This is a genomic window from Anaerotruncus sp. 1XD42-93 (genome assembly GCF_009917605.1).
Classification (GTDB): domain Bacteria; phylum Bacillota; class Clostridia; order Oscillospirales; family Ruminococcaceae; genus Anaerotruncus.
In genome coordinates this window covers 1-15,177 of the sequence record NZ_QZEG01000061.1, presented here as the reverse complement: position 1 = coordinate 15,177, position 15,177 = coordinate 1, and the positions used below count along the sequence as shown (strand labels likewise).

Here is a 15,177-nt window from a genome sequence, read left to right as displayed (position 1 = left end):
TTTGCGCCTGTCAGTTTGGTCTGGAACCAAACTGACGCTGTCCCACTGCCCCTCGACCCCGCAATTTTTTGGAAAAAATTGAGTAAAACTTTAGATGCGTAGCAGGTTCTAAGGCGCACCTCGGGTACCGTTTGCAGTGGCTGCCCGCAGTAGTTCAGATTTCTGATTGGGAAGCCGGCCTTTGACCACCTGCATAAGCAGGAACCGCAGAGTCTCTCCGAGTTCCCGCCCTGCCGGGATTCCAGCCGACAGCAGGTCGTGCCCATCTACAGCCAGCATCCCCAGATTCCAGCAGTCCCCATCCGCCAGAATCCGTTCCAGCCAGTGACACGCTGGCCCGGTTTCACGTCCCAACGCCCCCTGAAATGCCAGTAGGTCGCGTAAGGGCTGCACCCCCAGTTCGGAAACAAGCTGCCGTATCCCCGCGCGGCTGGATGGGAGTGGTTGGTCACGGCGGGAGAGCAGCGCTGTGACCGTCCGGCGTGCAGCGCGGTCCGCTTTCAGGCGGAGCAATACGGCATCCGCCTGGGCAGGGGAAAACGCGTGCATCAGCATGGCAAGCCGGATGCCAGGCAGGGCGGGCAGCGGATGCAGCCGCATTCCGTCGGGGGAAAAATGATCGATAAGCAGCGCGATAACCTCTGGAAACTGCTGGATCACGGTGTCGGCGGTTTCGCCGCAGACCAGTTTGCAAAGCTCGGTGAACAGGCGCTCGGCAGAGACCTTTTCCAGCAGCTGGCGATGGCTGCGTAGGGCTTCGGCAGTTGCGGGGTCGATCGGGAATCCCAGCACCGAGGCGAACCGCAAGGCCCGGACGATCCGGAGCGCGTCCTCCTCAAACCGGAGACACGGGTTCCCGACCGCGCGAATGACCCTGCGGCGGAGGTCACCCACCCCGTCAAACCGGTCGACAATCCCGGTATGGGGGGAGTAGGCGAGCGCATTGACGGTGAAATCCCGCCGCGCAAGGTCGTCTGCCAGATGCGGGGTAAAGGTGACCTGTTCCGGATGCCGCCCATCCCGGTAACCGCCATCCACCCGGAAGGTGGTGATCTCCACCGGTTGGCTATCTGAAACAACCGTAATGGTTCCATGCCTGCGCCCGGTTGCGAGCACCCGCCAACCGGCAAAGACCGTTTCCATCTGTTGGGGGAGAGCGGAAGTTGTGAGGTCCCAGTCGTCCGGCTTCCGCCCGAGCAGGCTGTCCCGGACGCAGCCGCCCACGCAAAAGACCTCAAATCCAGCGGCTTCCAACCGTCCCATCAGCGGCTTTACCGATTCCGGCAAGCGAATCTGCATATAAAATCCCCCTTCCTCTGGATATGATACCATAAATCTGGTAGAATGGACAGAAGAAAGGGGAGATTTCGTTGGGTACCTATGGAGAACGGGCGGAGCGGCTGTTTCTATCAGGTTATAACTGTGCGCAGTCGGTTGTCGCGGCATACGCGGAACAACTGGGGATGACGGTGGAACAGGCGGCGCGGCTGGCCTCGGGATTCGGCGGCGGCATCGGCAGGCTGCGGGAAACCTGCGGCGCAGTTTCAGGGATGGTACTGATTGCATCGGCGCTGCGGGGATACGAGTCCCCGACCGATCAGGAGGAAAAAAAGCGCACTTACGCAATGGTACAGCAGCTGGTGGAGACATTCCGCATCAAAAATGGAGCGATCCTTTGCCGGGAGCTGCTGGGTGAAGAGGGTAAGGATTCGAATCCAAATGCCCCTTCTGCCCGGACCGATGCTTACTACGGCAGGCGGCCTTGTCAGCACCTGGTGGCCTGTGCGGCTGATCTGCTGGAATCTGTTTTATCTCTTTAGCAAGTTTTTCTGCAAAAAAACTCCCCTTGGCTCTGACTGCAAATCAAAGCTAAGGGGAGCTAGAGTATTTCCTGTTTGTCTGCCCATCAGACGTTTTTTTAGTGTTCCCGGCTCCGCACAATCACAGACAGGTCTGCTGCGCACCTGAAAAGAAGCCGTATTCACAGCCACTCGGAACCGTCTGAGCGGGCCTTTTGCCGGCCTGCCGCGTTGAACAATCCAAAGCATTGCCTGCATTTTTTCGCCCTGCGGGGCAGCAAAACCGGCATCCCCTGATTATGAATACAGGTTCTTAGTTATAGCTGCAAACAGTGACCTGCTGACCGGTACGCGCAATCAATACGAGCCTGACAGTTCCATCCGCGTCCTGCCGCACCTCGAGGGCAGCCCCATTTCGCCCGAAAGAGGAATGGGCGCGCAGAAAATCAAGCGTATAATGAATCCGCTGTCCATCAAAATAAAGTTCCTTGATGACCGGATCTCCGGGCTGGAAACTCTCGATCTGCTCCTGCCGGGCTTCCTCCGCTGTTACGGTAAAATCCGTAATTCGGACAATATATGGCTCTTCCGCATCAATCGCCGCCAACAGGCTGCTGATCTCCCCGGCATTCTGCACGCCGCCATCGGTGATGACAACATCCCCATTCTGCATCGCCTGATTCACAGAATAATCCTCCTGCAAGGTATAGGAAGGGACTGCCAGCTCGGGTGGGTGATAGCTGCTCTCCGGTGCGATGGTTACGCTCTCCGCAATCTGGATGGTCTCCTCCATTGAGAGCTGGGTAATCAGCATATAGTTGTAATAGTTATCATTCCAAAGGACAAACTGCATGTCCCCATTGGTCATCTTATGTCCCGGATAACCGTTCAGGTCAAACGGGACCAGTTCGGAACCTTCGGTGTTGATCCCGACACTGCGGGCGAACCCTTCCTTGGCGTTGACTGCCTGCTGGAAGTTGATCATTTTGTCCTCCGGAGTGGTGAACACCATATCGTTGCTGCTCGCGTCCAGCCACTGGCGGGTCAGCTGGTAGCCCTCGGGAAGGTAGGCCGGGCGATGCTCTGTCAGGACAAACTGGCTGTCCAATACCCCACTCCCGTCCTTGGATTCGAACAGGATTTCTGAATAGTCGGCGTGTTTTTTCTCCACCATCTCGAACAGGGTTTCCCGCCATGCGTCCACACTGAGCACGAGAACCGAAAGTCCCACCATTGAAACCACCGCGAATGCAGCCGCACGCCTGCTGAATCGGGTCCAGTTGAAACGACGTTTCTTCTGCTGGCGGCAAAGCACCTCCATCTTTTTCTCAAAAAGCTCCGAAAACGGGTGATCCAGTTGGCTGTCGTCCGGAAGTGGGGCGAACGAGAGATCCCTCGCCTGCGCGGCCGCGCGCCCCAGCAGCTGTTCCAGTTCGTCATCCATCATATGCGGTTCACCCCCTCGCGCTCCAAAATTTCCTGTAGCTTTTTTCGCGCCCGCTGCAAGCGCTTTTTGACGTTCTCCTCCGTAAGCCCCAGCATCGAGGCAATCTCAGCAGTGGAATACCCGTTGTCGTACTTGAGCAGCAGAACGCTCCGGTAGCCATCCGGAAGGCGCGCCATCAGCTGTGCAAGATGCAGGCTCCCTTCTTTTGCCTCCAGTTCGTCCGACGGAGACGCCGCTTCATCCGGCGTCCATTCCGCCAGCTCGTCAAGCGAAAGGGCAAGCTGTTTTTTCCGGCTGTTGTACAGGTTGATAGCAACATTCCTCACTATAATAACCACGAAACTCCTGGTTTGGGGACAGTGTACTTCGCCAATTTTACCCATATGGTTCAGAATCCGTATGAACGCCTGGTGAACCGCATCCTCGGCCATCGCGGGGTCTTTCAGGATGCTGTTCGCGGCGTAAAACATGACCTGCCGGTAGGCAAGATAAAGCTGTTCAAACTTGTTTTCTTCTGCATGGCTTCCAAGCCATGCACCTGCTGCCAGCATTTCCCGCCCCCTCCCTTTTATGACCGTTCCAGAGATCTCTATTTAAATATTCTTGATTATAACACAGAACGTTCACAAAGGAAAGCCCGGGGACAGGAAGCAGGAAGCCTTTCTGCAGCTCCCTGCGATAGATATACAACCCCCCTGGATTTACCAGATATCAAGAAACGGGATTACCTCTTCGAGCGTCTTGACACACGCGCGGTACATCGTGCGGAGCCGGTCGTCCGGCGGGGTCAGGTCGGGGACCATCACAGTCATGCAGCCTGCGCGGAACCCGGCTTCCACCCCGCTGGGGCTGTCCTCGAGCACGATACATGCGGACGGTTCCGCGCCCAATTTTTCAGCCGCTTTCAGAAAAATTTCCGGTTCCGGCTTGGAGTGGACCACTTCATCCCCGCAGACCGCTGCCGAAAAAAAGTCCTCCACACCCGCAATTTTCAGATAGTCAAATGCCGTGGAACGGCGGGTAGAGGTCGCGAGCGCAGTGGGGATTCCCCGTTGTTTCAGGGCATCAAGCAAACGCAGCAGACCGGGCTTGAGCGGCATCCCTTCGGTACGGACAACCCGATCCACGTAGGCGAACCGGATTGCACGCGCCTTTGGAAAATCGAACGAAGGACCGAAAATCTCCGCAGCAACCGCCTTGCCGTCAGTTTCATTGCGGCCGCGAATCCGGCTCACAAATGCCTCAGTGATCGGGAAACCAAGCTCTTTTCCCGCCTGCTGCCAGCCTGCCTGTCCGAGCCGTTCGGTGTCGAACATCAGGCCATCCATGTCGAATAAAACGCCTTTTACCATCGTCTGTTCACACCCGGACCTTTACTACAATCTTGACAACCGGTTTCGGCTCCCCTGCGGCACAGCGGGGTTTGTGGGCATCCTCGGGCGGGACGATCGCAAGGTCACCCTTTTTCAGCAGGATATAGCTGGCGGCCAGCGGGTTTTCCGGCTCGGCGTGGAAGGTCATGTCGTTTTGTGCATCGTAAGGTTCGCTCGATACCAGATCGCGCGGGACGTAGCCGAACAGTTCTTCCCCTTCAACCATAAACTGGATGTCAAAGAAGCGGTCATGGCTCTCAAAACGGGCCTGCTCTTTGGGCATAGTGGTGTATCGCTGCACATTTGCGACCACATCCTCCCCGTCGATCGGATGGCTGCCGGTCTCCAGCTGGGCGAGATCGTCGCGACGCAGGAAAGCATATGCCTTCTGGAATTTTTCTGCGAGATAGTCGTATTTCGGCGCAAGGTTCAGGGAAGTGGTTAACATCTGAATCCCTCCATTTTTTAGGATGCTATCGTTGTAAATTAGCTTTGACGGGGATTAGGGGCTGTTTGAAAAATCGAAATAGTCGTCTTTTTCTACAAAAAGCGGCAGCTGCCGCGTCAAAAATGCGCGGAATACAGCAAGTATTCCTGTGCTTTTTTCCTTGCAGCCGCTCACTTTTTGCGAACCATCCGTCTATTTCTCTATTTTCAAACAAGCCCTAAAAACAGTCTGGAAAAACTGTTAAAAAACCCAATAAGCAAAATACACCTGAAATTATATTTTTTGGTGAATGGAGCAGCCTCCGAGCAACGGCCCCAATATTATGGTTATTATACCACATTCCCCTGTGCGGGAGAATATCTATTTTACAAATTTCCGATACAGATTCAAAAATTTCCTCTGCGGCGGCTCTGTATAATCTGTCCGCCCGGTTTCATACTATAAGCGGACAACTTCACAGCCATTCTTCCGGAAGCCGGCGGTATAATGCCGACGGGAGCCGTGAAAATCGGTTGTTGTCCAAACTGCACAGCCTACGACGGGCACCGCCCGTCCGCTTGAAAAAAACCGGATTTTTTTCAAGTGATTAAGAATGTATTCCTGAAAGAAAAGAGGTGAACAAAATGGCTCAGAACAAGGCAAACAACAAGGCCACCAACAAGGCGCAGAACAGCGCATCCAATACCACGAACAATGCGTACGGCAACACCACTTCCAACTCGGTTTCGAACAACACCGGCCGCAACGCTTATTCCCAGAAAAGCTCGCAGGCGAAGAAATCCGGCAGCAATGCAACCGACTGTAGCCACTAACTTTTCCTCTCTTTTGACGGTCAGCGCGCCTTACCTTTTCAAAAGGATCACACCTTATTGAAATGGCAGGCAGATATCCGCAAAATCCGCGGAAAGATGCTGTTGGCCGCTGACGATGCAATCCGAATCGGGGCCATGAAAAGCGGCCTTCTGCGATGCTTGGCACCGCAGGCTTGAAAACGGCCTTTTCACCGTTTTCAAGCGATTGAAGGATGCACAATCGAAAAACCAGATTGATCCGAAACTCCCTCCGAGTCCGCATGACCCGGAGGGAGTTCTTTTCTGTAGAGGGCCATGTCTTGCGGCAAACGGAAACGGATCGAACCGCCCCGCTTGCCGGGGTGGGGCCTGCGGGGAGGGGTCGCTGACCCCTAGCCCGCAAGACAGCCCGCAGGGGCGTCGCGGCGGCAGCCGCGATCTCGGCCTAAGAGCCGCCTGTGGCGGTTGGCCTCGAAACGTTCGCTGCGGCTTGCAGTCCGGGCCGTAGACCCAAGAAGCCCCGAGGAAAGCGCTTTGCGCCTGTAAGTTTGGTCTGGAGCCAAACTTACGCTGCCATATTGCCCTTCGCCCCCACAATTTTTTGAAAAAAATTAAGTAACACTTTAAATTGTGAAAAAGAAGAACCCCGCCCCGCTTGCCGGGGTGGGGCCTGCGGGGAGGGGTCGCTGACCCCTAGCCCGCAAGACAGCCCGCAGGGGCGTCGCGGCGGCAGCCGCGCTTCGGGTCCGCTGCGCAGACCCGAGAAGCCCCGAGGAAAGCGCTTTGCGCCTGTAAGTTTGGTCTGGAGCCAAACTTACGCTGCCCTATTGCCCTTCGCCCCCACAATTTTTTGAAAAAAATTAAGTAACACTTTAAATTGTGAAAAAGAAGAACCCCGCCCCGCTTGCCGGGGTGGGGCCTGCGGGGAGGGGTCGCTGACCCCTAGCCCGCAAGACAGCCCGCAGGGGCGTCGCGGCGGCAGCCGCGCTTCGGGTCCGCTGCGCAGACCCGAGAAGCCCCGAGGAAGGCGCTTTGCGACTGTAAGTTTGGTCTGGAACCAAACTTACGCTGTCTTGAATCCCAGGCCGAGCACCTCGGTGGAATCGCTGACGATGATAAACGCCTTGGGGTCAATCTCATGCACCAGCCTGCGCAGCGGGACATACTGCTGCCGCCGGACCGCGACAAGCAGCACCTGGGTTTCGGTGCGGGTGTATCCACCGGCGGCCTTGAGCATCGTACACCCGCGCCCCAGCTCATCCATCAGCCGGCGGGCGATTTCAGCATGTGCCGCTGAAATGATGTGCAGCAGTTTGCCGGTATCTAAGCCATAAAGCACAGTATCAATGACCCGCGCGCAGGTGAACACGGTTACCACCCCGTAGAGCGCCGTTTCGATGGTTCCGAATACCACTGCGGACAGCGCGATCACAAACAGGTCTATCAACAGCAGCAGCCGTCCAAGCTGGACATAAGGGAATTTCAGCTGGAACAGGCGGGAGAGGATGTCGGTGCCTCCGGTGGTAAAACCACGCATCAGAACGAGCGCCATCCCCGCTCCGAGCAGTGCCCCGCCGAACAGGCAGGCGAGCAGGACGTCCCCCCGGTAGACCGGCGCCCACTGCACCCCATAATCAATCATGACGGACATCAGAACCACCGTCCCCAGGGTCTTGAGGGTAAATGCCCAGCCCAGGAATTTCAGCCCGATCAGCAGCAGCGGAATATTGACGAAAAACGACCATGACCCAATCCCAACTACGGGAATCAGGCTGTGCAATACGACCGCAAGTCCGCTTGCGCCCCCAGGCGCGATCTGATTCGGGGCAATGAACATCTGCATTCCCAGCGCCAAAACCAGACATCCTGTCGCAGTGAACAGCAAATCCAATAACCCTTCCCTGTATTTCCTTCCCTGATCCGGGTGGCCCATAAACGTCCGTCCTCCGATCTTTACCCTTCTCCTGCGCAGTTCGCAAGTTCAAAGAGCTGATTGATTCTGTCGATCTCCCCCTTGATGTATAAGTACCCGAACAGCGCTTCCACCCCGGTCGCCCGGCGATAGTCTGCTATGTCCGCATGTTTCGGCACGCTTGAGGCGTTCGCGTTGCGTCCCCGCTTGTAGACCGCTAATTCTTCATCGGTCAGCAGTTCGGAAATCCGCTCGAACGCCCCTGACTGTGCGCCTGCATTGACCAGCGAAACCGTCCGGCGGTGCATCTCATTGACCGGCCGGTTCCCTTCGTCAACAATCCGCTGCCGGGCGCAAAGCTCATAGACCGCATCCCCGAGAAAGGCCAGTGTCAGCGGACTGAGCAGTCTCGGATCGGCAGACGAATGCCCTGTTTCCCGCATTCCAACCACGTCCTATCTAATGTATTCAAATTCAAAATTCAGGATGCTGACCGTATCCCCCTCCTGAATCCCCATCTCTTCCAACCGATCGATGATCCCGCTCTGGCGCAGAACCCGCTGGAAATATTGCAGGCTTTCATAGTCGTCCATATCGACCATCCCAAGGGTAGGCATCAGCCAGTCGGCGGTGACAAGATAGATACCGTCTTCCACCCGCACATCAAATACATTTCTGGCGAACCGCTCCGACTCGGCAAGCGGTACATGGTCGATCTCATACTGTTTGATCGGCGGCAGGGTGTCCAGCATCCGGGAAACGGCGAACACCAGCTCCCGCGTTCCCTCGCTGATCGGCGCGGAGATCGGGTAACACGCATACCCCTGCCCCTCGACAAACGCCCGGAAGGATGCGATCTGCTCTTCATCGGCCATGTCGCATTTATTCGCGGCGACGATCTGCGGCCGCGCCGCAAGTTCCGCATTGAAATTTTCCAACTCCGCGTTGATCGCCTTGAAATCTTCGACCGGGTCGCGCCCTTCCATTCCTGAGACATCCACCACATGCACGATCAGCCGGCAGCGTTCCACGTGGCGCAGGAACTCATGCCCCAGCCCGACCCCTTCGCTTGCCCCTTCGATCAGGCCGGGGATATCCGCCATGACAAACGATTTCCCCTCCTCGACCGAAACCACGCCAAGCACCGGGGTCAACGTGGTAAAATGATAGTTGGCGATCTCCGGCTTTGCCGCGCTCACCACCGAAATCAGGGTGGATTTCCCCACATTCGGGAACCCAACCAGCCCCACATCCGCGAGCAGCTTCAGTTCCAGCTCAACCTCATATTCCTCCCCAGGCAGCCCGGGCTTGGAAAAGCGGGGGACCTGACGGGTGGCGGTTGCAAAATGGCTGTTGCCCCATCCGCCTTTGCCGCCGCGTGCCACCACCACCGGCTCATCTTCCGAAAGGTCTGCCATGATCCGCCCGGTTTCCGCGTTGCGCACGACCGTCCCTTTGGGCACCCGGATCGTGAGGTCGGGCGCACTTTTGCCGTTGCACCGCTTTCCTGCGCCGTTTTTTCCATTTTCTGCAAAGTAGCGCTTTTTGAATTTGAAGTCCACCAGCGTGGATAAATTGGTATCCGCAACAAAAACGATATTTCCGCCGCGGCCGCCATCCCCACCGTCCGGACCGCCTGCTGCCACATACTTTTCCCGGTGGAAGCTGACCGCGCCGTTGCCGCCATCCCCCGCCTTAATCCTGATTTTCACCTTATCGACAAACATCTGATTCCTCCACTTGTCCTTTGTCCCAGCGCCTGTTCGGAAAACCACCGGATCTACCCGCTTCCAAACAGAGCATAGTGTTCCCAAAACAGAATAAAAAATCCCGAGTGAAAACCACTCGGGACCTTTTCTACAAGGTTACTGTGCAGGCGCGATTGAGACCTTTTTGCGGTCACGGCCCATGCGCTCAAACTTGACAATACCGTCAGTGAGTGCAAACAGGGTATCGTCGGAACCTTTGCCGACATTGGTGCCCGGATGGATGTGGGTGCCTCTCTGCCGGACGAGGATGTTGCCCGCCAGAACAAACTGCCCGTCCGCGCGTTTTACACCAAGCCGTTTGGATTCGGAATCGCGTCCGTTTTTGGTAGAGCCTACGCCTTTCTTATGTGCCATGAACTAACACCTCTGCTTTCTCAAATCACAAAATTAAGCCTTGATCGACTGGATTTCAACTTTGGTATAGGGCTGCCTGTGGCCCAGTTTGCGGGAAGAGCCCTTCTTCGGACGGTAGGTAAAAACGGTTACCTTTTTGGATTTGCCGTTTTTGAGCACCTTGCCGGTGACAACCGCACCGTCAACCGTCGGAGCGCCGACGACCATGCCTTCATCCTTGCCTACGACCAGAACCTGATCGAAATTGACCGTTGCGTCCACTTCGGCGTCAAGCTTCTCAATAAAAACAACATCGCCTTCGCAAACGCGGTACTGTTTTCCGCCAGTACAAATGACTGCGTACATTCTGTTTCCTCATTTCTGTAAGACTCGCTGCAAACAGGCGGCGCAAAGGCGCACTTCCAGCCTGACACACGCGGTATGGTTTATTCTAGCATACCGCGGACGGGTTGTCAAGCCGCCGGATTGCGGGAAATGGGCCTTTTCCCGGCTGGAAGCGCGCCGGTTTTTCCGTTTGCGGCTGGCAGGTTTCTGTGATCCTGGGTGAGACCCTTCGGTTTTGCCTTTTTGCATAAAATTTTATAAAATATGCAAAAAAACTGGGAAGATTTTTGAAAAATATTGTTGACAAGGTTTATCCAATTTGATATTCTGTTAACAAAGGAGGGTTGCACTTGTTTATCACACGCGAGACCGACTACGCCCTGCGGATTCTCCGCGCTCTCTCGGACGGGAAACGCCGGCATCTGGCGCAGGTCTGCGAGCAGCAGTTGGTTCCCTCCTCGTTTGCCTATAAGATCATCCGGAAGCTGGAAAGGGCGGGGTATCTCGAGGTAGCACGCGGTACGGGGGGAGGATGCACCCTGACCGCCGACCTGCGTACATGGACCCTCTTTGACCTGCTCGATGCGATGGGGGAGGACTTTCGGGTCAATGCCTGCATTGATCCGGCGTTCGAATGCCCCTGGCGGAACCGGTATGGGGCCTGCCCAACCAACAGCCGCCTCTGCGAAATCCAACGGACAATCAATGCGGAATTGCAGCGGCATACCATTTACCAGCTTTTATTCGATGACAGTTCCAACGCCCGTTAGAACCTGGGGCGGCAAAAGAGGGCGGGAGAAAAGCCCTCTGCAAAAGATACGAAACAGAGCCGTTTTTGGCGGCTCCCTGTGGTCTTTTGACCGCAGACTTCAAAAGGATGCTTCGGTTCTTTTGAAGTATTTCGACTATAAAGGAGGAATTTTTATGAACCAGTGTTATGGATGCAACACCTGTCAAAGTGCGGACAAGCCGCTCGAAAGCTACATCCGTTCTCTGCCAATGCAGACCTCCCATCACAGGGTGGAGGATCAGTCGGTCAAATGCGGGTTCGGCTTGCAGGGGGTCTGCTGCCGGCTTTGCTCCAACGGTCCCTGCCGGATCACACCGGATGCCGGACGCGGGATCTGCGGCGCCACCGCCGATGTGATCGTTGCCCGCAATTTCCTGCGTGCGGTCGCGTCCGGATCGGGCTGCTACATCCATGTTGTGGAAAATACCGCGCTCAACCTCAAAAATACCGCCCTGGCCAAGGGGGTCATCAAGGGCGAAAAGGCGCTTGCCCATCTCTGTGAACTGTTCGGGATCGAGCAGGGGGACAAATACGAAAACGCGCTCGCGGTAGCACAGAAGGTGCTCGATGACCTGTACAAACCCGAATACCAGAAGATGGAGCTGGTGGAAAAACTGGCATACGCCCCCCGCTACAAAAAGTGGCAGGAGCTGAACATCCTGCCGGGCGGCTCGAATGCGGAGATTGTCAAGGGTGTGGTGAAATGCTCGACCAACCTGAACTCCGATCCGGTTGATATGCTGCTGACCTGCCTCAAGCTGGGAATCTCAACCGGCCTCTACGGGCTGACCCTCACCAATCTGCTCAATGACGTGATGCTCGGCGAGCCGGAGATCCGTCCTGCGCCGGTCGGGCTGGGCGTGATCGACCCCGATTACATCAACATCATGATTACCGGGCACCAGCACTCGACCTTCTCCTACTTACAGGACCGCCTGATCGAGCCGGATGTGGTCGAAAAGGCGAAAGCGGCAGGTGCAAAAGGTTTCAAACTGGTCGGATGCACCTGTGTCGGTCAGGATTTGCAGCTGCGCGGCGCACACTATACCGAGGTGTTCGACGGTCATGCGGGCAACAATTATACCTCCGAGGCGGTGCTCGCAACCGGAGGGATCGACGCGGTGCTCTCCGAGTTCAACTGCACGCTGCCGGGCATCGAACCGATCTGCGACGAGCTCAAGATCAAGCAGATCTGCCTGGATGATGTTGCGAAAAAAGCGAATGCGGAGTACCGTCCGTTTGTCTTTGAGACCCGCAAGGAGGACAGCGACGCGATCATCGACGCGATTATCGAGGCATACAAGGCCCGCCGCGGCGTGGTCCCGCTCAACCTGCTGCCCGGGCATGGCAACAAAAACACCATTACCGGCGTTTCGGAGGTTTCGCTCAAACAGTTCCTGGGGGGGAACTGGAAACCGCTCATCGACCTGATTGTAGCGGGCGACATCAAGGGTGTTGCCGGCGTGGTCGGCTGCTCCAATCTGACGTTTGGCGGTCATGATGTACTTACCGTTGAGCTGACAAAAGAGCTGATTAAGCGGGATATTATCGTACTGTCGGCGGGCTGCTCGTCGGGCGGGCTGGAAAACTGCGGCCTCATGACCCCCGAAGCTGCCGAACTTGCAGGACCCAAGCTCAAAGCGGTCTGCAAAAAACTGGGGATTCCTCCGGTGCTCAACTTCGGCCCCTGCCTTGCGATCGGACGCCTTGAGATCGTCGCGACCGAGCTTGCACAGGCGATCGGCGTCGACCTGCCCCAGCTCCCGCTTGTCCTTTCCGCGCCCCAGTGGCTGGAAGAGCAGGCGCTGGCAGACGGTGCGTTCGGGCTTGCGCTCGGACTGCCGCTGCACCTGGGTGAGCCGCCGTTTATCACCGGCAGCAAGCTGGTGACCAAGGTGCTGACCGAGGATATGAAGTCCCTGACCGGCGGCCAGGTCGTGATTGATCCGGATGGACAGTCGGCGGCCGAACGCCTGGAGAAGATCATTCTGGAAAAACGTGCCGGGCTGAATATATAAAGGGGGTCGGCAGCATAATGAAAAGGATTCTGATTGATGCGGACAAGTGCGACGGCTGCAAAAACTGTTCGATCGCCTGTATGAACGCCCACCGGACCGGCGGTGGGGACAGCGTCTATACCCTCGACCTGAACGACCCGGCAAACGAAAGCCGCAATTTCATCCGTCTGGATGGGGAGGGGCATTATAAGCCGATCTTCTGCCGGCACTGTGATGTCCCGATGTGCGCGGGGAGCTGCATGAGCGGCGCGCTCCAGAAGGATCTGAAAACCGGCCTTGTCACCTACGACGGGGACCGGTGCGGCTCCTGCTATATGTGCGTCATGAACTGCCCTTATGGGGTTCCCAAGCCCGACCGGGTTTCCCGCACAAAGGTTATCAAATGCGATTTCTGCAAAGACAAGGGCGGCGAGCCGAGCTGTGTCAAAGCCTGCCCGAAAAAAGCGATCTGGGTAGAGGAGGTATAAGATGCGGCATCTGATTATAGGCGCTTCTGCGGCGGGGATCACAGCGGCCAAAACCATCCGCCAGTGGGAGCCGGATGACGAGATCACGGTGGTATCGGCTGACACGCAGGTGCACTCCCGCTGTATGCTCCATCATTTCCTGAGCGGGCACCGTACCGCCGAGGGGATCAACTTCGTGGCAGAGGACTTTTTTGAGAAAAACCGCATCCGGTGGCTGAAGGGCGAGCGGGTCGATCGGGTGGACACCGCCGCAAATCTGGTGCACCTCGACTGCGGCGCCGAGGTTCCGTATGACCGCCTGCTGATCGCTTCGGGCGCAAACTTTTTTATCCCGCCGCTCCCCAACTTCCGGGAGGCGAAAAACGTCTACGGCCTGCGCGACCTTTCGGATGCGCAGAAGATCAGCAAAGCCGCTGAGGGCAGCAAACGGTGCGTGATTGTCGGGTCGGGGCTGGTTGGCCTGGATGCGGCGAACGCGCTTTGCGCACGCGGGATCAGCTGTGCAATCGTCGAGATGGCTGACCGGATTTGCCCGCTCCAGCTCGATGCGGTAGCTGCGAAACCCTATCAGGAGCTATTCAGCAAAGCGGGATGCACCTTCTATCTTGCTGAGAAAGCCGCAGGTTCCGAGATCGACGCGCAGGGCAACATTGTTTCGATTTCGCTCGAGAGCGGGACCGTCCTGCCCTGTGATTTCGTCGTGGTGGCGGCAGGCGTGCGTCCGGCGATCGGCTTCCTTGAGGGCAGCGGGATCAAGACCGGCCGCGCGGTTGAGGTCGACCGTTATCTGCGCACCAACATCGAAAATGTCTGGGCGGCGGGCGACGTCGCTGGGATCACCGGCATCTGGCCCAATGCCATGGAGCAGGGTGAGACCGCCGCAAAGAATATGTGCGGTACCGAGGTCCCGTATGAAAACACCTATGGGATGAAAAACACCATGAATTTCTATGGATTGACCACCCTTTCCCTCGGGATCAATACCCCGCAGGAAGGGGATGAGGTGGTCGTCCGGGAGAGCCGCGACAGCTATAAACGCGCAATCCTGCGGAACGGCGTGGTGACCCATGTGATCCTTCAGGGCGACATCTCCAATGCTGGGTTCTGGCAGGAGCTGGTCAAGCACCAGATCCCGGTGGGGCATCTGAAAAAGTCGGTGTTTGACCTGAGTTATGCCGATTTCTATCAGTATGACCCCAAACATGGACTGTTCGAATGGAACCTACCACAGGAATAAAAAGCAACAGCAAGGGCTGGCCTCCCGCGGTGAGGCCAGCCCTTTTTCCAACTGTTCCGTATTTCTTTCTGCAAGGGGGCTTTTTCACTTGCAAAAAGCCCCCTCTTTCCACTTCGCGGCAATTCACCCGAAAAAAGCGCTTCACAGGAGAAAGCGTTCCGCGCTCATCTCGCGCTAAGAGCCCGCCTTCGGCGGGTTGCGCTCGAAACGCTTCGCTGCGGCTCGCAGTGCGGAGCGCGTCAGGGGCTCTGCCCCTCGACCCCGCAATTTTTTGACTGCCGCCGCAGCGGCGTGCATAGGCCAACCGGCGCAGAGCGCCGGCTCTTGGGCCGGAGCAAAAAAATTGAGTAAAACTTTAGTTTTGGGCGGGCTCTGTCTAGGCCTTGTTTGAAAAATAAATATTGCACAAATCGTTGGCAAGAGCGAAAATAGGAATATGAAACGGTAT

The 15,177-nt window shown here is 56.7% G+C and carries 16 protein-coding genes; 6 read left to right on the top strand and 10 right to left on the bottom strand.

The window, feature by feature from the left end; all coding sequences use genetic code 11:
* Positions 1–108: 108 nt before the first annotated feature.
* Positions 109–1,299, bottom strand: a complete 1,191-nt coding sequence (locus D5269_RS15015; RefSeq protein WP_158605021.1) for a hypothetical protein — start codon at positions 1,297–1,299, stop codon at positions 109–111.
* 71 nt (positions 1,300–1,370) lie between these two features.
* On the opposite strand from D5269_RS15015, the gene D5269_RS15010 reads away from it, so the two are divergent.
* The gene (locus tag D5269_RS15010) at positions 1,371–1,820 is read left to right on the top strand and encodes a C-GCAxxG-C-C family protein (protein WP_016316916.1); all 450 of its coding nucleotides are present in this window, start codon (positions 1,371–1,373) and stop codon (positions 1,818–1,820) included.
* A gap of 292 nt (positions 1,821–2,112) precedes the next feature.
* Here the strand turns inward: D5269_RS15010 and D5269_RS15005 are convergent, their stop codons facing one another.
* From D5269_RS15005 to D5269_RS14990, 4 genes are all read right to left on the bottom strand, one after another.
* Positions 2,113–3,246, bottom strand: a complete 1,134-nt coding sequence (locus tag D5269_RS15005; RefSeq protein ID WP_120486592.1) for a DUF4367 domain-containing protein — start codon at positions 3,244–3,246, stop codon at positions 2,113–2,115.
* Positions 3,243–3,797, bottom strand: coding sequence for an RNA polymerase sigma factor (locus tag D5269_RS15000; protein ID WP_016316914.1), 555 nt, complete (start codon positions 3,795–3,797; stop codon positions 3,243–3,245). Before D5269_RS15000 ends, D5269_RS15005 begins: the two co-directional genes overlap by 4 nt.
* A 150-nt stretch (positions 3,798–3,947) precedes the next feature.
* Entirely contained in the window at positions 3,948–4,598 is a 651-nt protein-coding gene (locus D5269_RS14995; RefSeq protein ID WP_120486591.1) for an HAD family phosphatase, read from the bottom strand.
* Between the two features lie 7 nt (positions 4,599–4,605).
* Positions 4,606–5,067: a YhcH/YjgK/YiaL family protein gene (locus D5269_RS14990; protein WP_016316912.1), complete on the bottom strand. Its 462-nt coding sequence runs from the start codon at positions 5,065–5,067 to the stop codon at positions 4,606–4,608.
* A gap of 623 nt (positions 5,068–5,690) precedes the next feature.
* Between D5269_RS14990 and D5269_RS14985 the strand changes: the two genes are divergently transcribed.
* A complete protein-coding gene (locus D5269_RS14985; protein ID WP_016316911.1) occupies positions 5,691–5,879 on the top strand; it encodes a hypothetical protein in 189 nt (62 codons plus the stop codon).
* Between the two features lie 1,042 nt (positions 5,880–6,921).
* Here the strand turns inward: D5269_RS14985 and D5269_RS14980 are convergent.
* The 5 genes from D5269_RS14980 to rplU all read right to left on the bottom strand — a co-directional run bounded on the left by D5269_RS14980 (position 6,922) and on the right by rplU (position 10,238).
* Complete coding sequence (locus tag D5269_RS14980) at positions 6,922–7,791, bottom strand: YitT family protein (RefSeq protein ID WP_120486589.1); 870 nt, start codon at positions 7,789–7,791, stop codon at positions 6,922–6,924.
* 20 nt (positions 7,792–7,811) lie between these two features.
* Positions 7,812–8,213 carry a ribonuclease III domain-containing protein gene (locus D5269_RS14975; protein ID WP_016316908.1) on the bottom strand — a complete coding sequence of 134 codons (402 nt, stop codon included), beginning with the start codon at positions 8,211–8,213 and terminating at the stop codon, positions 7,812–7,814.
* A gap of 12 nt (positions 8,214–8,225) precedes the next feature.
* Positions 8,226–9,497 (bottom strand): GTPase ObgE, encoded by a 1,272-nt coding sequence (obgE, locus tag D5269_RS14970; RefSeq protein WP_016316907.1) that lies wholly within the window; start codon positions 9,495–9,497, stop codon positions 8,226–8,228.
* 138 nt (positions 9,498–9,635) lie between these two features.
* Positions 9,636–9,893: a 50S ribosomal protein L27 gene (gene rpmA, locus D5269_RS14965; protein ID WP_016316906.1), complete on the bottom strand. Its 258-nt coding sequence runs from the start codon at positions 9,891–9,893 to the stop codon at positions 9,636–9,638.
* 33 nt (positions 9,894–9,926) lie between these two features.
* Positions 9,927–10,238, bottom strand: coding sequence for a 50S ribosomal protein L21 (rplU, locus tag D5269_RS14960; protein ID WP_016316905.1), 312 nt, complete (start codon positions 10,236–10,238; stop codon positions 9,927–9,929).
* A 329-nt stretch (positions 10,239–10,567) separates the two neighbouring features.
* Here rplU and D5269_RS14955 point away from each other — a divergent pair, with 329 nt between their 5' ends.
* The 4 genes from D5269_RS14955 to D5269_RS14940 all read left to right on the top strand — a co-directional run bounded on the left by D5269_RS14955 (position 10,568) and on the right by D5269_RS14940 (position 14,729).
* On the top strand, positions 10,568–10,987 hold the full coding sequence (locus D5269_RS14955; protein WP_207709145.1) for an Rrf2 family transcriptional regulator: 420 nt from the start codon (positions 10,568–10,570) through the stop codon (positions 10,985–10,987).
* 154 nt (positions 10,988–11,141) lie between these two features.
* Entirely contained in the window at positions 11,142–13,025 is a 1,884-nt protein-coding gene (cooS, locus tag D5269_RS14950) for an anaerobic carbon-monoxide dehydrogenase catalytic subunit (protein ID WP_016316903.1), read from the top strand.
* Positions 13,026–13,042: 17 nt separating this feature from the next.
* Complete coding sequence (locus D5269_RS14945) at positions 13,043–13,492, top strand: 4Fe-4S dicluster domain-containing protein (RefSeq protein WP_120486587.1); 450 nt, start codon at positions 13,043–13,045, stop codon at positions 13,490–13,492.
* Between the two features lies 1 nt (position 13,493).
* Positions 13,494–14,729, top strand: a complete 1,236-nt coding sequence (locus tag D5269_RS14940; RefSeq protein WP_120486586.1) for an FAD-dependent oxidoreductase — start codon at positions 13,494–13,496, stop codon at positions 14,727–14,729.
* The last annotated feature ends 448 nt before the right edge of the window (positions 14,730–15,177 follow it).